The sequence below is a fragment of the Leptotrichia sp. SK-5 genome (assembly GCF_055387215.1).
Map to the genome: position 1 here is coordinate 212,131 of NZ_AP028931.1, position 17,293 is coordinate 229,423.

Below are 17,293 nucleotides of genomic sequence, written 5' to 3' on the forward strand. Positions count from 1 at the left end.
ATTTTTATAAAAACTAATTTAGTTGAGTACTTAAGAATTTGGAATTTAGAAATATAAAATAAATAATAGAAAGAGGAAAAAATCACATGGATAAAAAGGGAATTGTATTTGGTGCTGGGTTAAGTGGGCTTGGTGCTAAAGAATTGCTAGAAAAAAATGGATATGAAGTATATTTGATAGATGATAAGGCTGCAATGCCATCGGCAGAGGGAATTAGGCTTTTGAATGAGGAAAAGGTTGAATTTATAGTAAAAAGTCCTGGGATTCCGTGGAAGGCAGAACTTTTGAAAGTTGCCAAGGAAAAAGGTGTTAAGATTATTTCAGAAATTGATCTGGCTTATAAATATGTGGATAAAAATATAAAAATTATTTCGTTTACTGGAACAAATGGAAAAACTACGACATCTACTAAAATGGCAGAATTACTTAACTTTGTTGGATTTCGCGCAAAACTTGCCGGGAATGCAGGTTTTTCATTTGCAAAACTGGTGGCTGATGAAGAAGAGCTGGATTATATTGTGCTGGAGCTTAGCAGCTACCAACTGGAAAATAATCCGCAAATTCATTCAAATATCGCTGGAATAATCAATTTAACTCCAGATCATTTGACACGATATAATTCGGTAGAAGATTATTATATTACAAAGTTTGCGATTTTTGATAAGCAGACAGATGATGACTTTGCATTGATTAATCTGGATGATGAAGTTTTTGCAGAACTGTATGAAAGAAGTGAGATAAAGGAGAAAATAAAGGCTCAAAAAGTTTATTTAAGTAAAGAGGCAAAAGGGACAGTTTTTGTTTATGAAAATAATATTCGTATAATGAAGGATTTGAGTAAACGGGTTGATGAATTTCAGAATTTTGGTAAAAAAATTGATGAAATTTCAGAAATTTTGTTAAAAACTGAAGAATTGTCATTAAAGGGTAGACATAATTTGGAAAATATGTTATTTTTGATAAGTTCAGCAAAAATATTAAATGTAGAAAATAAAAAGATAGCAGAATTTTTAAAATCGACAAATGCATTGGAGCATAGGCTAGAAAATTTTTTTGTAAAAGAAAATACTACATTTATTAATGATTCTAAGGGAACAAATGTAGAATCAACATTAAAAGCAATTGATTCATTTAATAATTCGATTATTATGATTCTTGGTGGAGATGATAAGAAAATTGATAATATGCCTTTGATTGAAAGAGTTAAGGAGAAAGTTGATTTTGTTTATTTAATTGGAGATAACGCTCAGATTTTGATTGACGGTATGGAAAAAATTGGATATAAAAATTATAAAAATTTGGAAACAGTTGAAAATGTACTAAATTACTTGAAGGAAAATGTGGATTTTTCACAAAATCAGACAGTACTATTTTCACCTGCAACATCGAGCTTTTGCCAATTTAAAAGCTTTGAACATAGAGGAAAAGTCTTTAAGGAATTGACACAAAAAATTTTAGGGAAATAATTTTTATTTTTTAGAAAAAAATGTAATTTAGGAGAAAAAAGTGAATAGTAAAAAAATATTGGGAACAAGTTTTGTAATTATTATTATAATATTTTCAGCATTGAGCCTTATAACCATAGCAAGTCTTAGTTTTCCAAAAGGGAAAGAAGGTTATTATCAATTAATAAAACAGGGATTGTGGCTGTTTTTAGGTTGGATATCATTTTGGATTACAGCTAATTTAAATTATAAAAAATATAAGGGTATAGCTAGATATTTATATGTTATAGGGCTTTTTGGTCTTGTGTTGGTTCTGATTGCAGGAAAAGCAAAAAATGGAGCGACACGTTGGCTTGAAATCGGATGGCTTTCTATACAGCCTTCAGAATTTTCAAAATTATTTTTAATTATTATGTTATCCACACTTGCGTACAAGTATAAAACTCAAAATAAAATAAAGAAATTTCCTAAAATATCAAGTGGAATTATGATGTTTGTTGCATTCATATACATGAGTCTTATTTTATTGGAAAAGTCTTTTAGTAGCACAGCACAAGTTACAATAATAGCGTTGACTTATTTATTTATTTCAGAAATAAAATTTTCAATAATTTCTACTTATGCTGCAATAATAGGAATTGGTGGATGGCTTGCAATAACAACAACTGGGTATAGAGTAAACAGACTTATTGAATATAAATCTAAAGATGGCGGAGGACAAACTGCTGAATCACTTATTGCCATTGCAAATGGTAAACTTAGTGGAAGATTTTATGGGAATGGTTTACAAAAATATAATTTTTTGCCAGAAATACATACAGATTATATTTTTTCAGGATTTGCTGAAGAAAATGGATTTTTAGGAGTTTTATTTTTATTAGGATTGTACGCAGCTTTGCTAATCATAATAGGAATTGCCTTGAGAAAAATAAAGGATTTGTATGCAAAATATCTTTTAAGTGGTATTTTCATAATGCTTACCACTCAGATAATTGGAAATATAGCGGTCGCAAGTCAGTTAATACCATCAACTGGAATACCTCTTCCAATGATGAGCTATGGTGGGAGTACAATGATAGTGGTTATGTTGACTCTAGGAATTGTTTATAATATACTGCGGGCATTATATAAGCAGGAAATGGGGAAAAACCTTGATAAACTAAGGGAAATGGATTATTTCATGTAGAACTGAATTTTGACTAATAAATAAAAACGAGAGGGAAATAAAAATGGAAAAAGTAGTATTTACTACAGGAGGAACAGGTGGACATATCTATCCAGCCTTGTCAATTGCGAAAAAAGTTAGAGAAAAAGGCATAGATACATTGTTTATTGGAACAAAGCATAGAATGGAAAAGGATATTGTTCCGAATGAAAATTTTAGATTTATTGGGCTGGATATATTGCCTTTAAGAAGTATAAAATCAGGATTTAAAATGATAACGGCAACGGCAAGTGCAATAAAACTGCTAAAAAAAGAAAAGCCTTCAAAAATTGTGGCATTTGGAAATTATATAACAATACCAGTGCTAATAGCGGCTAATGTGTTACGAATACCATATTATTTGCAAGAGCAGAATCATACAATGGGTCAGGCTAACAAATGGTTCTACAAAGGTGCAAAAAAGGTATTTATTGCCTTTGAAAATACACTTGAAAGTATCAAGGAAAAATATAAAAGCAAATTTGTTGTAACGGGAAATCCGTTGCGGGAAGAATTTTATGGGAAAAATAAGCAGGAGGAAAGGCAAAAACTTGGAATAAAAGATAATGAAAGAATGATCCTTATTATAGGTGGAAGTCTTGGTGCAAAAAACATAAATGAAGCAATTTTGAAAAAGTGGAAGACAATAACAGAAGATGATAGAATACGCTTATTCTGGGCAACTGGAAAAGATAATTATGAAGCATCAACTTGCAAAATAAGAGATTTTGGAACAGCAGTAGTTGAACCATATTTTGAAAATGTTCCAGAATTAATGGCAGCTTCTGACATTGTAATCTGCCGTGCAGGAGCTTCGACTATTTCTGAACTTATCCAGCTTGAAAAACCATCGGTACTGATTCCATACGATTTTGTTGGACAGAAGGAAAATGCAGATGTGCTGGAATATGCAAATGGCGCAAAAATTTTTACAAATGAAACAGTGGAAGAAGCGATAGATGAAGCCTTGTCAATCGTTCGACAGGCATCAATGCTGGAATTTATGAGTGAAAATGTAAAAACCTTGAAAAAAGGAAATTCAGCAGAAACAATTGTTGGAGAAATGGGACTTTAAGAACAAAAATTAGGAAAAAAATTTGGAGGAAAAATGCTAACAAAAATAAATAACGTATATTTTAGCGGAATAAACGGAATTGGAATGAGCGGACTTGCAAAAATTCTGGCAGCAGACGGATTTAACGTGGCAGGTTCAGATCTTGAAAGAAAGCCTGTAACAGAAGATATGGAAGAAATGGGAATAAAGGTTTATATAGGACAAGTTGAGGAAAATGTAAAAGACAAAGGAATAGATTTATTTGTATATTCAACTGCAATTAAGGAAACAAACCCTGAGTACAAATACATTGTAGATAATAATATAAAAAAAATAAAAAGAGGGGAACTGCTTGCTGAAATAATGAACAGATTTGATGGAATCGCTGTGGCAGGGACTCACGGAAAAACTACAACAAGTTCAATGATGAGCGTAGCACTTTTGGAAAAGGAGCCATTTATAGTAGTTGGGGGAATTATTCCAGAAATAAGAAGTAACAGCCAGATCGGTAATTCAGAATATTTTATTGCTGAAGCTGATGAAAGTGATAATTCATTTTTATACATTAAACCCAAATATTCAGTTGTAACAAATATTGAAGCTGATCACTTGGATCATCACGGGACTTTTGAAAATATAAAAAAATCATTTGAGCAGTTTATAGACAGTACAGAAAAAATAGCGATACTTTGTAAAGATACGGTAGAAAAAGTTGGACTTAATATAAAAAATAAAAATGTAGTTTGGTATAGCATAAAAGATGAAATTGCTGATATTTATGCGAAAAATATAAGAGTAGAAAATGGAATAACAAATTTTGAAGTTGTAAAAAAAGGTGAAGATTTAGGAACATTCAGCCTAAGCATCCCTGGAGACCACAATGTTTCAAATTCACTTCCAGTAATTTATTTTGCACACGAGTTTAAATGTAATATGAAAAAAGTAAAAGAAAGAATCTTGAAGTTTAAAGGTGCAAACAGAAGATATCAAGTTATTTATGACAACAATCTGAGATTGATTGATGATTATGCTCATCATCCGACAGAAGTAAAAGTAACAATCAATGCGGCACACAATACTGAAAAAGGAAAAGTGACTGTAATTTTCCAGCCTCACCGATACAGCCGTACAAAATTTTTCTTTGATGATTTTGTAAATTCATTAAAAGATGCTGACGACTTGATCTTGCTTCCAATTTATGCGGCAAGCGAAGACAATACTTATGGAGTAAGTTCAGAATTACTTGCAGAAAAAATCGGAGGAAATGTCAGAGTGCAAACTCAGGAAGAAATAGAAGAAATAATAAAAAATGATACAAATAGTGGGAATACCTATGTGTTTATGGGAGCTGGAAGTGTATCAAAGGTGGCTCATGAGATTGCGAATGATTTGAGAAAGATGGAAAAATAAGAAATAAAATCCAAAGAGGGAGAGAATAAAATAAAAAATGGAAATAATAAAAAATGCCAAGATGAAGGAATATTCAAATATGAAAGTTGGCGGAACTGCAAAAGAGCTTATTTTCATAGATGATAAAAAAGAATTAAAGGAAATTTTGCAAACTAGAAGTAATATTTTTCTTTTAGGAAATGGGACAAACACTCTTATTAATGATGGAAATTTAGATATAAGTTTTTTATCATTAAAAAGATTGAAGAATATAACAGTTGAAGAAAAAAAAGGCGACTACAATCTGGTAAGAGTGGAAGCTGGGCTGGACTTGGATGATTTGATAGATTTTATGGAAAAAAATAATTATTCAGGGCTAGAAAATATTACTGGTATTCCGGGATCTGTTGGTGGGCTTGTAAATATGAATGGTGGAGCTTATGGAACAGAAATTTTTGACTGCATTGAAGAAGTGGAAGTTTGTAAGAACGATGGAGAGATTATAAAAATTAAGACAACAGATTTGAATTTTAAATATAGAACTACCGAGATAAAAGAAAACAAATGGATTGTAGTTTCTGCCTTGTTTAAATTTGGTTTTGGATTTGATAAGGCTGCTTCAGAGGACAAAAGGAATCAAAGAAAAACAAAACATCCATTGGATTTGCCAAATTTAGGAAGCACATTCAAAAATCCGGAAGGCACATTTGCGGCAAAACTAATTTCAGATGCCGGTTTAAAGGGATATAGACTTGGAGATGTAGAAATTTCCCCAAAACATCCAAATTTTGTAACAAATTTAGGCAATGCTACTTTTAACGATATTATTTCAGCTATTGAACATGTAAAGGAAGTAGTATTTGAAAAATTTGGAGTAAAATTGGAAACAGAAATAATAATTTTAAAAAAATAATGATAAATAATTTTAATTTTGAAATAAATTTAAATAAATTTATTTAATATATTGAATAAAATCAAAAAAAAGTGTATAATAATAGAAAAAACGGAGTTTTAAATATGAAAAAGTCAGTTAAAGTATTAATTTTATTATTTTTATTGGCAGGAATGATGTTTTTTGGTAAAAGATTTATTGATACAGATTATTTTAAAATTCAGGAAGTTCTGATTGAAGGGCAATCAAAATTATTAAAACAAGATATAGCTACTCAGCTAGAGCATATGAAAGGTAAAAATATTGTGTATCTAAATACCAATGAAATTGAAAATCTTATAAAAACCGATGTGAGAGTAAAAAAAGTATCGGTAAGAAAACTTTTTCCAAGTAAAATTGAGGTAATTTTAGAAGAAAGAAAACCTTATGCATACGTGAAAAAAGGAGATAAAACACTTTTAGCAGATAAAGATTTGAATATATACGGTGATATTTTGGAAGATCCTTCAAAAAATATTCCTGTAATAGAGTACACAAGTGATGAAAGTTTGGCTCAAATAAAGACAATACTTTCTAAAATAAAAAATAAAGATTTTTATGCTATGATTTCAGAAATAAGACAATCTGAAAAAAATTATGAAATAGTACTGATTAATAATGTAAAAATTATAACAGATACTTTAGTAACAGAAAAAAAATATAATGATGCATACAAGCTATACGAGAGAATAAAAAAAGAAAAACCCGTAACTTCTATGGATTTAAGATTTATAGATATTGTTGTGAAATCGTAAAAAAAGGGAAAGGAGAAGCTACTTTAAATAAGTTATGATAATCTAAGTAGCAAAGAAAAAATGGATAACTTTAGTAATGCAGCGAAACTGAAAGTAGTAGGAGTAGGTGGAGCTGGTGGAAATGCAATAAATGATATGATAGAGAGTAATATAACAACTGTTGATTTTATAGCAATAAATACAGATCAGCAGGATTTAGATAGATCAAAAGCACCTATAAAAGTTCTTTTGGGTCGTGGAATGGGAGCCGGAGCAGATCCTGAAAAAGGGAGGATTGCAGCAAAAGAATCGGAAGAAAAAATAAAAGACGTGTTAGAAGGAACAGACATGCTGTTCATAACTGCTGGAATGGGTGGAGGAACAGGTACAGGAGCATCTCCAGTTATTGCTGAAGTTGCAAAAGCGATGGGAATTTTAACTGTAGCTATTGTTACAAAGCCTTTTAGTTTTGAAGGACCATTAAAAAAAAGTAATGCTGCGATAGGTATTGATAATTTGCAAGAAAATGTGGATACTTTAATTGCTATTCCTAATGATAGGTTATTTGAAATACCTGGAATGAATATTTCGTTGATGAATGCTTTTAAGGAAGCAAACGGAGTTCTAAAAATGGGAATAAAAGGAATTTCTGACTTAATTACAAAGCAAGGAATTGTAAATTTAGATTTTGCAGATGTAAAATCTATTATGCAAAATTCAGGAATTGCAATGTTAGGATTTGGAGAGGCAAATGGGGATGAAAAAGCTAAGAGTGCAACAACTCAAGCATTAAGCAGTCCATTACTAGAAAAATCTATTGAGGGAGCAAGAAAAATATTATTAAATATTACAGCAGGATCAGATATAGGTTTACAAGAAATACAAGAAATCGCCGAAACTGTTTCAAAACAAGCAGGACAATCCAAGGCTAATTTATTATGGGGTTATATTATGGAACCTGAATTAGAAGGAACAATAAGTGTCTCTTTAGTCGCAACAGATTTTGAAGAAGAATTTTTGACAACGGATATACAAGCTTCAAAAACAATTAGATTTGCACCATCAGAAGAAAAAGTGGAAGCAGAAAGCAAAACAGAACAAGTTGATAAAGAAAATAACTATCAAAATGAAGAAAACAATTATGAGGAAGAAAAAATGGAAGATGTAAATGATTTTGTATTACCACCATTTTTTGAAGAGTAATTCATAAATAAATTTATTAAGTTTAAGAATATTATAAAAATACAAACTATTTAATAAAAAGATTTTAAATAGTTTTATTTTTGTTTATTAATTTTTTTAAAATATGTTAATTAAATAATTTTGTTGAAAATGACTTGATTTTGCTATTTTTTTTTGATATAATTATAGAACCTGCTCTATTTATGGAAGTAGGGCTAAAAAGCCATAGGAAAGGAGAAAGAAATGAGAAATTACGAAATTATGTTTATTTTGTCTACACAATTGACAGATGAAGAAAAACAAGCTGGAGTTGCATTTGTAGAAAAAACATTGACAGCTGGTGGAGCAACTGAAGTTAAAACAGAAATCTGGGGAGATAGAAAATTAGCTTACCCAATTAAGAAAAAAGAAAATGGATATTATGTTTTAACAACATTCCAAGCTGATGGAACTCAATTTACTGAAATTGAAGCAAAATTAAACATTAACGAATCACTTTTGAAATATATGATTGTTAAAAATGACTAATTTGAAATAACTTAAATTATAAGAGGGTTAATGCTTATAAATTAAATTTGAGGTTTGGTTATTTTAAATTATAAAATTAAATATAAAAATTAGGGGGAAATTTATGAACGTAGTAATACTAATGGGAAGAATGACAAGAGATCCTGAGTTGAAATTTACTTCAGGAGGAAAGGCATTTGCAAATTTTTCGTTAGCTGTACAAAAAACAAAAGATGAAGTGGAGTTTATTGACTGTACTGTTTGGGAAAAAACAGCTGAAACAATTGCTGAATATTTTAGAAAAGGTAATAGAATTCTTGTACAAGGTCGTTTAAGCGTAAGTAGTTATGAACAAAACGGTGAAAAAAGAAGAATGACAAGAGTTGTTGTAAACAGCTTTGAATTTGTCGAGAGTGCAGGAAATTTAGGAAATAACAGTGGATATCAACAACAACAATCTTTTAATAATAGCAATAATAAACCAGTGCAAAATGATGATTTTGATAATGATGATATGGATGACGATGAAGAGTTTCCATTTTAATAATGGCTAGGCAAATTTATGATTTTTTGCCATAAAAGTTTTAGGAGGTGTAAATTAATGAGAGCTAAACCAGTTACAGAATTTAAAAGAAGAAAAAGACGTCCAAAAGTTAAATTTAAAGTAGAAGATATTAATTATAAAAATGTTGAATTGTTAAAAAACTTTATGAACGATAAAGGAAAAATCTCTCCAGCGAGAGTAACAGGATTAGAAGCTAAAGTTCAAAGAAAAATTGCTAAAGCAATTAAAAGAGCTAGACAAATCGCTTTAATGCCTTATACAAAAATTGAAAAATAATAAGTTTTTGTTTTTATAAATTTTTAAGACTATTTAAAATGAGGATAACTTATTTTTAGATAGTCTTTTTTTGTGAAAAAATATGGAAAAATAAAGATTTATATTGTATAATGTATAAAATTACTTCAAAATTGGATTCTTATAAATAAAGAATTGATTATCAAGATAAGTCTTACTAATTCATTTTTGAAGAAATTTTAGTATATCAAAATTAGGCGGTAGTAAAATGTTGAATAAAAGTAGAGTAGTAATTTTGCTTTTTTTATTTGTTTTTATGGTGGGTTGTGGAAAAAAGGAGAATGAGGAAAAAAAGAAAAATTCAGAAAATGTACAAAATAAAACTACAAAAGAAAACATTTTTTCAAATAATTCGATTGAAAAAATAATTGAAACTTTTTCTACAAAGTCCAAGGATAATAAAATAAGCATTGGAGATTTTGAAAAATTGGTGTATGAAAACAAAAACTACTATTATGCTAAAATACATTCAAAGGGAGATGCTGTTTATGCACTTGATTATAGTGGGATAAGTGCTACCAGTATATTTTTAAAGGTAGGAAAAGTTGACGGGGCTAATCTTGCGATAATTGAAAATATGGTAATTAATTTGATACAAGTGTCTGACGAAAATATCAAGGAGTCTGAAGCTAGATTGATTTATACAAAAATATTAGCTACTTTGGGAGATAAGGAATTGTCAAGTTTGTTGACATATACAAATGGAATAACTTATGGCATAAGAATTGACTCTGTAACAAGTGAATTTATATTTTATGCAAGGGAATCAGAAACTGAAAATGCTGTAACTAGCATTCAAAATTTAAATTTTAAAAATAAGGATGAAAAAGTTAATAAAGTGGCAGTAAATTTGAAACAAAAATAATAATTTAAGAGATAAAATATAGGAGGGAAAATGAATTTAGAAGCATTATTAGGATTATTACAAGGACAGGATTTAGGAAAACTGGCTGAACAGGTTGGAGGAAACAGTGCAGAAGTTAAAAATGGTGTTGCGGCAGCATTACCAGCTATATTGGCGGCAGTTAATAAAAATGCAAATAGCAGTGAAAAAGCGGAAGGATTGAATAACGCATTGAATCAGCATGATGGTTCAGTATTAAACAATCTGGGTAATTATTTACAAAATCCTGATTTAAAGGATGGAGCAGGAATTTTGGGACATTTATTTGGGAATAATACTCAAAATGTAGCAAATGCCGTTTCACAATCAAGCGGGCTTGATACTCAAGGAAGCATGAAAATATTACAAACTTTAGCCCCCCTTGTATTGGGCGCATTGGGACAGCAAAAAAAGGAAAATAATCTGGATGCACAAGGAATCGGAAATTTGACATCAAACCTTGCGGCAAATTTCGCAGGAGAAGGTGGAATTATGAGTATGGTTACAAATCTTTTAGATTCAAATAAAGATGGAAATGTTATGGATGATGTAATGGGATTAGTTGGGAAATTTTTTGGCGGTAAAAAATAAAATATTGTGAAATAAATTTATTTAATTAGGCAAAGGGACTATTTTATTTTTAAAGTTATCTCATAAAAGCCTAATTTTTTTGTTTTTTAGATAAATTTTTAGTATCAAGGATGGTAAATAATGAAATTTTTGATGATTGGAATTGGTGGGGGAATTGGGGCGATTCTTCGGTATTTGATTAGTGCTGTGCCTATGAAAGTGAGTTTTCCCGTGCAGACTTTTGTTACAAATGTTTTGGGAGCAATATTGATTGGGGTTGTTGTTGAGGTGGTGGCTGGGAAGCAGGTTTCACAGAATTGGAGTTTATTCTGGAGAGTGGGAATTTGTGGAGGATTTACGACATTTTCTACATTTTCGCTGGAAACGTATAACTTGATTGAGAAGGGGAACACTTGGATTGCATTGGGATATGCGGTTTTGAGCGTTATGCTGTCGGTTGTGGGAGTTTTTATTGGAAGAGGGATTGTTAGAGCGGCATAAAAAGTGTAATGTAAAAAATTGGAATATTTTTATTAATTTTTGGTATGAAAAAACTTGAATATTTAGTGAAGGAGTTAATATGGATAAGGAACATTCAATAGAAAATACGAAAAAATATGCGATACTGGAGGTTATGTTCTTTAATGGGTATTCAGTGGGAATGCAGAGTTTTGTGCTTTTGAGCTTGGCGATTTATTTTAATATGAGTTCTTTTTTTATATCAATTGTATCATCATTGCCAACAGCAGGATATTTGCTGCAGATATTTACTAAGCGGGTAAATCTTCTGCTTGGGAGCAGGAAAAGGACGATGGTGATAGCGGCGACTGTTTCAAGGCTGGTTATTTGTGTTATGCCTTTTGCTGTTTTTTTTGATATAAGAAGGCAGGAAGTCTATTTTGCGGTAATGTTTATTTATGCTGTTGTTTCACCTTTTTCAAATAACGTCTGGACAGCTGTGATGACAAAGATTATTAATAAAAGGGAAAGAGGGAAATATTTTGGGAAACGTAATTTGTTTTCATCGTTGTCTACTGTGGTTTATACTTTGCTTTATGGATATGTCTTGTCAATGCCAGACAGGAAAACTGCAATGCTCATCTTGACAACGGCAATGTCGCTTTCGGCAATAGGTTCAGCAATATTTATGTGTCTTCATTATGTGCCTGATTCAGAAAGCGATATGAAAAAAGTGAGCATAAAGACAGCATTTAAAAATAAAAATTTTGTCGTTTATCTAAAATTTGCTTCTGTATGGCTGTTTACATGGGAATTTCTAAAGCCAATGACAGAATATTACAGAATAAAAGTGCTTGGTGTAAATACAATGTTTATTTCCCAAATGGGAGTCCTAACAGCGGTATTGTCAAGCATACTTTATCTAGTTTATGGAAAATTGTCTGATAAATACGGAAACAAGACAATGCTTAGAATGGGAATATTTTTTACAACATATTATGTGCTTACCTATTTTTCAATGACTCAGGACAATAAGATGTCAATGCTTTTTGCAGCTGCAGTAATTGACGCAATAGGATTTACAGCGATAACATTAAGTTTGCTGAATCTTATGATGGAAGTTTCAGGCGAGCCTGCTGATGCGTATGTGGGAGCTTATGCGATGGTTTCAGGGCTTTCAGCAATATTGGCTGGATTATTTGGTGGAATACTGGGAAAATTTATAAATAACGGAGTAATTTATATTTTTGGGGAACAATTTTACACAATAAGATTTGCCTTTGTTATAGGATTTATTTTAAGATTATTTTCATTGCTGGAATTAACGAGAGTTTATTCATTTGAAAAAACATTTGTGTATCCTGGCGGAAGCAGCCGAATAAAAAGCATGTTTTCAAAAATAATGTTTTCAGGCTCAAGATACGTTATTCATTCTAATAAAGGAAAAAACGAGGATTTTGATGAACAAAATGTAGATAAGGAAAAGAATGTTGATGATAAAGCAGATGAAAATAAAGATGAATTGAAATAAATTTAGAGAAATATTTATTTTGGAAACTTTGTTGATTGATGATGGGAGAATTTTATGAAAAAGATTTTAGAAAAAATTGGGAAAGATGAGTTGCTGGAGTATTCACGTTTAGGAGATAGATTTTCTGTTGGGAATTATATTGGAAATAATAGTAAATTTCATATTTTCACATCAATTAACCCTTACGGAAAGTATGAAGGATACAAATTTTTAAAAGATGAAGAATTAAAGAAATTAGGAAGAAAAAAGTGGTATTTAGAATTAATGAAGGAAAATATAAAAGAGAGACTTTCTAATGAGGGAAAAACTCTTATTTTAAGAAAAGATAATTTTTTTGAATATTTATTTGAATATTTTGTAAAAAATAAAATAAGATTGCAAATTTCTTATGACAGAGATTGGAATAACAATGGCTATTTAATTAAAAATTCAGATGAGTTTTTTTGGTTTCATTTTTGTGATGAAGAAGATGAAAACGAAGAAGAAATTATAAGAAAATACGGAGTAAAAATTATAAGAGCAGGAAAAAATGTTATAAAAGATATTATTGTAGAAGACGATGAAATTAAAAAAAATAAATTAATAAAAGTTTATGATTTGGACGATGTTTTAGGTGATATTATTTTTCAAGATGATAATCATATTTTAATTTATGAGAAAGATTTGTTTTTTGGCGATTGTAAATTTACAATATTACAAATGTCTGATATTGAAGAAATTAATGATAGAATGAATTTAATAGAAACAAAAGATATAAATTTAGAAGAAATTTTTCCAAATATTGTAAAAATGAAAATAGAAGAAGTTTTGAAAAAATGCTTTGAGAATAAAATATTAGTGCATTTTGAGTATGAGAAATCATATTCTGAAAAATTTGGGATAATTGAAAGATTTGATAACAAGAAAATAATTTTAAAAGAAATAGACAAAATGTCTGGAATTTTTGTTGCTAAATCTGAGATAATAATTGAGGATATTTCGTTTTTATTTGTGAGAAATTGTAAAGTTTTAGGAATTTGAAATTTTAAAAAAAGGCTTTGTTCTTTATTGAATGGAGTCTTTTTTGATTTTTGTTGTATTTTATACTATAGTAAAACTGCTTTAATACTAAACCCCATTTAAATAACGAATTTATTACAAACTTTTCTAGCAAAAGATAAAAATCTAGTATTTCAAAATAATTAAAATATAATTTTTTTGTTTTGGTAAACCGACGGAGCTTTTATTTGTCCAGCTACGATTGTTTGACGACTGGAAGGAGGAGTTTCGGAGTTGGGCAAATAAAAGTCGTAGTCTAGCCATAGGTGCAGGATTTGCGGCAATGAGCAATCCTGCGAAAATAAATAAAGAAAAAACATAATAAAAATAGTAAAAACTGTATCCCATTAGAAAATAGAAACTATGTTAAGGACAAAAAGTTTTAATTATTTAGTAATATTAGGCTTTTATTCTTTGCTAAAAAAATTCGTTGTTTAAATGAGGTTTAGTTTTATATGATTTCAAAAATTTCATAAACATTGTAAACAAATATCAAAAATGATATAATTTAAAAAATAAATTTAAATAAAAAATAATTTGATAAATAAAAAAGAAAAGGAAAGGAAATTTAATGAGTTTAGTTCAGTTTAACAAGGTATATAAGCAATTTGCAGGGGAATATATTTTGAGAGATGTTAATTTTACGATTGAAGAAAGAGATAAAATTGGGCTTGTAGGGGTAAATGGGGCTGGGAAGTCTACGATTATCAGAATACTTTTGGGGGAAGAGCGGATTGATGGTAATGAGAATAATCTTAATGAGTTTGGGGAAATTGTGAAAAGTGGGGCTACAAAAATTGGGTATTTGTCACAGAATACAGAGTTTTCAGATGAAAAAAATACGATTTATGAGGAAATGATGACTATTTTTGAGGGAGAAAGAAAAATTTGGGACGAGATTCAGAAAGTTAATATGCTTATGGGAACAGCGAACGAAGATGAAATGGAAAAGCTGATTAGCAAATCTGCTGAACTTTCTTCTATTTACGAGGCAAAAAATGGCTATGAGATTGAATACAAGATTAAGCAGGTGCTTACAGGGCTTGAACTTACTGGAGAATATGAGAATTTGCTATTGCAGGATTTGAGCGGTGGGGAAAGAACACGTGTTTCACTTGCAAAACTGCTTTTGTCTGAACCTGACTTGCTGATTCTGGACGAGCCGACAAACCATTTGGACTTGATTTCGATTGAGTGGCTTGAGGATTATTTGAAAAAGTATAATAAGGCGTTTTTGCTTGTTTCTCATGATAGAATATTTTTGGATAATGTCTGTACGAAAATATTTGAGTTGGAAAATAAAAAACTTCATAAGTATGATGGTAACTTTTCATCGTTTATTCTTCAAAAGGAGATGATTTTGAAGGGGGAAATCAAGCGGTATGAGAAAGAGCAGGAAAAAATTAAGAAAATGGAGGAATACATTGACAGATTTCGGGCTGGAATAAAGGCAAGACAGGCGAAAGGACGGCAAAAAATACTGGATAGAATCGAGAGAATGGAAGATCCTGTATTTAATCCGCAAAGAATGAGGCTAAAATTTGAAGCGGCTAAAATGAGCGGAGAAAATGTGCTAAAAGTTAGAAATTTGTCTAAAAGCTTTGATGGGAAAAAAGTTTTGAATAATATAAATTTTGAGCTTTTCCGTCGAGAAAGAGTTGGAATTATTGGAAAAAATGGGATTGGAAAATCTACACTTCTAAAAATACTTTTGGATAAGTTGCCGAAGGATACAGGGGAAATTGAGTTTGGAACAAGGTTAAAAATCGGATATTATGATCAGAATCATCAGGAATTTTCACAAGAAAGCACAATTTTACAGGAAATAAACAATTCGCTTGACTTAACAGAAGAATACTTGCGAACACTTGCAGGTGGATTTTTATTTTCAGGCGACGATGTACAGAAAAAAATCAGAATGCTAAGCGGTGGGGAAAGAGTCCGTGTGGCATTTCTAAAACTTTATATGGAAAAAGCCAACTTTTTGATTTTAGACGAGCCGACAAACCATCTGGATGTTTATTCCATCGAAGTGCTGGAGGACGCTTTGGAGGATTTTGACGGAACAATGTTAGTTGTTTCCCACAACAGACACTTTTTAGACACAGTTTGCAATACAATTTACTGCCTTGATGAAAACGGACTGACAAAATTCAAAGGAAATTACGAAGATTACAAAGAAAGCCTAAAAACAGCAAAATCAGCTTCTCAAGGAACAGACATCGAAACGAAGGAAGAGAAAAAACTTTCATATCAGGAGCAGAAGGAGCAGTCAAGAAAAATCGCAAAATTGAAACGTGATATTGAAAAACTGGAAAAGGAAATGGAAAAAATCACAGAAATGAGAGAAAACTTGAATGCTGAATACGAAAAAGCTGGAAAAGAAAATAATATGGAAAAACTTATGGAAGTGCAGGAAAAGCTCGACAGGCTGGAAGAAGAAGAGATGGAGAAAATGGAAGAGTGGGATGTGAAGAGTGGGGAGTTGGAGAGTTTGGAATAGGATTTAATTTCATTTGGAAAAAATTTAAAAGGAATGAAAAATAATTTTTAAATAAAAATACAAAAAACTTAGGAGGATAAAAATTATGCAAAATGAAAAAAGCTACGTAGAAACGGAAAGAATGAGAGAGCAATCAGAATTAGTGAGGAAAGAAGAAAAAATAGTAAACTGTGTGGATATTTCAGACAATCAGAAAGTGTTTATAAAATTTAGCACAGTTACGTATAGAAATTTAATAAAATGGGTTATTATTGGTGGAATTTCTGGGATTTTGATGCCTTTTTTTCAAGTGGCGATGCTTGGTGTGATAGTTTCGGTATTTTGCTGTTTTTCGATATTGATGACGATATTGTTTAATGGGATAAGAACTGTGGAATTGAAGGAAAATACTTTTGTTACAAATGTTGAAAATGAAGATATAGATTATAAATCTTTGGAATATTTTATAATAACAACATATTCAGGGGATTTCCTGGCTTATAGAAATAATAAGAATTACTGGAGAACAATATCTGAAATAGCTTTTCCATCACAAACTATACAAAGTCTTCTAAAAAATCATCTGCTTGACAGAATCCCTGTTTCCAAAGAAATTATAAATTCAGGTGGGGAAGAAGTTTTTGGTGTGCGTTCAGAAGAAGACATAAAAGCCGATTACCGTAAAAGAGATTTTCTTGGAAAGCGTAGAGATAGAGTTTATCGAGCTATGAGAGATAAAGTTGTGCCTCTTGACAGACTTCAAAATGAGGCTAGTAAAGTTTTTGAAAAGCCAAATAATAAGTTAATAATAAAAAAAGAAGGATTAGTTGTGGATGGTGCAATTTATCCGTGGAATAGGCTACAGCCAATAAAAGTTTCTAGAAATTTTGGAGGAATGTTAGAAATAAAAACAAGAGAAGATGAAATAATTTTTTCTGAAAGGGCAACAGCGGTAGTAAAACTTCCTTTATTTGAGGCATTGTATAATTCAATGGTTTTTCAAAAATAAGAATAATTTTATGAAA

At 30.5% G+C, this 17,293-nt stretch carries 17 protein-coding genes; all 17 read left to right on the forward strand.

From position 1 onward, the window contains the following. Positions 1-86 precede the first annotated feature (86 nt). Positions 87-1,466 carry a UDP-N-acetylmuramoyl-L-alanine--D-glutamate ligase gene (gene murD / locus ACZ5B9_RS01035; RefSeq protein ID WP_464423008.1) on the forward strand — a complete coding sequence of 460 codons (1,380 nt, stop codon included), beginning with the start codon at positions 87-89 and terminating at the stop codon, positions 1,464-1,466. Positions 1,467-1,506: 40 nt separating this feature from the next. Next, the gene (locus ACZ5B9_RS01040) at positions 1,507-2,631 is read left to right on the forward strand and encodes an FtsW/RodA/SpoVE family cell cycle protein (protein WP_464423009.1); all 1,125 of its coding nucleotides are present in this window, start codon (positions 1,507-1,509) and stop codon (positions 2,629-2,631) included. A gap of 43 nt (positions 2,632-2,674) precedes the next feature. Beyond that, complete coding sequence (gene murG, locus ACZ5B9_RS01045) at positions 2,675-3,724, forward strand: undecaprenyldiphospho-muramoylpentapeptide beta-N-acetylglucosaminyltransferase (RefSeq protein ID WP_464423010.1); 1,050 nt, start codon at positions 2,675-2,677, stop codon at positions 3,722-3,724. Positions 3,725-3,757: 33 nt separating this feature from the next. Continuing rightward, on the forward strand, positions 3,758-5,113 hold the full coding sequence (murC, locus tag ACZ5B9_RS01050) for a UDP-N-acetylmuramate--L-alanine ligase (protein ID WP_464423012.1): 1,356 nt from the start codon (positions 3,758-3,760) through the stop codon (positions 5,111-5,113). Positions 5,114-5,150: 37 nt separating this feature from the next. Further along, complete coding sequence (murB, locus tag ACZ5B9_RS01055; RefSeq protein WP_464423013.1) at positions 5,151-6,005, forward strand: UDP-N-acetylmuramate dehydrogenase; 855 nt, start codon at positions 5,151-5,153, stop codon at positions 6,003-6,005. A 104-nt stretch (positions 6,006-6,109) separates the two neighbouring features. After that, positions 6,110-6,778 carry a cell division protein FtsQ/DivIB gene (locus ACZ5B9_RS01060; protein ID WP_464423014.1) on the forward strand — a complete coding sequence of 223 codons (669 nt, stop codon included), beginning with the start codon at positions 6,110-6,112 and terminating at the stop codon, positions 6,776-6,778. Positions 6,779-6,838: 60 nt separating this feature from the next. Continuing rightward, positions 6,839-7,960, forward strand: a complete 1,122-nt coding sequence (ftsZ, locus tag ACZ5B9_RS01065) for a cell division protein FtsZ (protein ID WP_464423015.1) — start codon at positions 6,839-6,841, stop codon at positions 7,958-7,960. Between the two features lie 222 nt (positions 7,961-8,182). Next, a complete protein-coding gene (rpsF, locus tag ACZ5B9_RS01070) occupies positions 8,183-8,467 on the forward strand; it encodes a 30S ribosomal protein S6 (protein ID WP_036071314.1) in 285 nt (94 codons plus the stop codon). Positions 8,468-8,570: 103 nt separating this feature from the next. Next, entirely contained in the window at positions 8,571-8,990 is a 420-nt protein-coding gene (locus ACZ5B9_RS01075) for a single-stranded DNA-binding protein (protein WP_464423017.1), read from the forward strand. 57 nt (positions 8,991-9,047) lie between these two features. Next, on the forward strand, positions 9,048-9,287 hold the full coding sequence (gene rpsR, locus ACZ5B9_RS01080) for a 30S ribosomal protein S18 (RefSeq protein WP_006806119.1): 240 nt from the start codon (positions 9,048-9,050) through the stop codon (positions 9,285-9,287). Between the two features lie 226 nt (positions 9,288-9,513). Then, a complete protein-coding gene (locus ACZ5B9_RS01085) occupies positions 9,514-10,170 on the forward strand; it encodes a lipoprotein (RefSeq protein WP_464423019.1) in 657 nt (218 codons plus the stop codon). 30 nt (positions 10,171-10,200) lie between these two features. After that, the gene (locus tag ACZ5B9_RS01090; RefSeq protein WP_464423020.1) at positions 10,201-10,779 is read left to right on the forward strand and encodes a DUF937 domain-containing protein; all 579 of its coding nucleotides are present in this window, start codon (positions 10,201-10,203) and stop codon (positions 10,777-10,779) included. 120 nt (positions 10,780-10,899) lie between these two features. Continuing rightward, a complete protein-coding gene (gene crcB / locus ACZ5B9_RS01095) occupies positions 10,900-11,259 on the forward strand; it encodes a fluoride efflux transporter CrcB (RefSeq protein ID WP_464423021.1) in 360 nt (119 codons plus the stop codon). A 79-nt stretch (positions 11,260-11,338) separates the two neighbouring features. Beyond that, entirely contained in the window at positions 11,339-12,748 is a 1,410-nt protein-coding gene (locus ACZ5B9_RS01100) for an MFS transporter (RefSeq protein ID WP_464423022.1), read from the forward strand. A gap of 54 nt (positions 12,749-12,802) precedes the next feature. Then, positions 12,803-13,768, forward strand: a complete 966-nt coding sequence (locus ACZ5B9_RS01105; protein ID WP_464423023.1) for a transposase — start codon at positions 12,803-12,805, stop codon at positions 13,766-13,768. 589 nt (positions 13,769-14,357) lie between these two features. Then, the gene (locus ACZ5B9_RS01110; RefSeq protein ID WP_464423024.1) at positions 14,358-16,289 is read left to right on the forward strand and encodes an ABC-F family ATP-binding cassette domain-containing protein; all 1,932 of its coding nucleotides are present in this window, start codon (positions 14,358-14,360) and stop codon (positions 16,287-16,289) included. An 85-nt stretch (positions 16,290-16,374) separates the two neighbouring features. Beyond that, complete coding sequence (locus tag ACZ5B9_RS01115; protein WP_464423025.1) at positions 16,375-17,277, forward strand: regulator; 903 nt, start codon at positions 16,375-16,377, stop codon at positions 17,275-17,277. The last annotated feature ends 16 nt before the right edge of the window (positions 17,278-17,293 follow it).

Bases quoted from the DNA above. Each gene is read 5' to 3' on its own strand.
- murD (WP_464423008.1), top strand. From the start codon at position 87: ATGGATAAAAAGGGAATTGTATTTGGTGCTGGGTTAAGTGGGCTTGGT.
- murG (WP_464423010.1), top strand. From the start codon at position 2,675: ATGGAAAAAGTAGTATTTACTACAGGAGGAACAGGTGGACATATCTAT.
- murC (WP_464423012.1), top strand. From the start codon at position 3,758: ATGCTAACAAAAATAAATAACGTATATTTTAGCGGAATAAACGGAATT.
- murB (WP_464423013.1), top strand. From the start codon at position 5,151: ATGGAAATAATAAAAAATGCCAAGATGAAGGAATATTCAAATATGAAA.
- ACZ5B9_RS01060 (WP_464423014.1), top strand. From the start codon at position 6,110: ATGAAAAAGTCAGTTAAAGTATTAATTTTATTATTTTTATTGGCAGGA.
- ftsZ (WP_464423015.1), top strand. From the start codon at position 6,839: ATGGATAACTTTAGTAATGCAGCGAAACTGAAAGTAGTAGGAGTAGGT.
- rpsF (WP_036071314.1), top strand. From the start codon at position 8,183: ATGAGAAATTACGAAATTATGTTTATTTTGTCTACACAATTGACAGAT.
- ACZ5B9_RS01075 (WP_464423017.1), top strand. From the start codon at position 8,571: ATGAACGTAGTAATACTAATGGGAAGAATGACAAGAGATCCTGAGTTG.
- rpsR (WP_006806119.1), top strand. From the start codon at position 9,048: ATGAGAGCTAAACCAGTTACAGAATTTAAAAGAAGAAAAAGACGTCCA.
- ACZ5B9_RS01085 (WP_464423019.1), top strand. From the start codon at position 9,514: ATGTTGAATAAAAGTAGAGTAGTAATTTTGCTTTTTTTATTTGTTTTT.
- ACZ5B9_RS01090 (WP_464423020.1), top strand. From the start codon at position 10,201: ATGAATTTAGAAGCATTATTAGGATTATTACAAGGACAGGATTTAGGA.
- crcB (WP_464423021.1), top strand. From the start codon at position 10,900: ATGAAATTTTTGATGATTGGAATTGGTGGGGGAATTGGGGCGATTCTT.
- ACZ5B9_RS01100 (WP_464423022.1), top strand. From the start codon at position 11,339: ATGGATAAGGAACATTCAATAGAAAATACGAAAAAATATGCGATACTG.
- ACZ5B9_RS01105 (WP_464423023.1), top strand. From the start codon at position 12,803: ATGAAAAAGATTTTAGAAAAAATTGGGAAAGATGAGTTGCTGGAGTAT.
- ACZ5B9_RS01110 (WP_464423024.1), top strand. From the start codon at position 14,358: ATGAGTTTAGTTCAGTTTAACAAGGTATATAAGCAATTTGCAGGGGAA.
- ACZ5B9_RS01115 (WP_464423025.1), top strand. From the start codon at position 16,375: ATGCAAAATGAAAAAAGCTACGTAGAAACGGAAAGAATGAGAGAGCAA.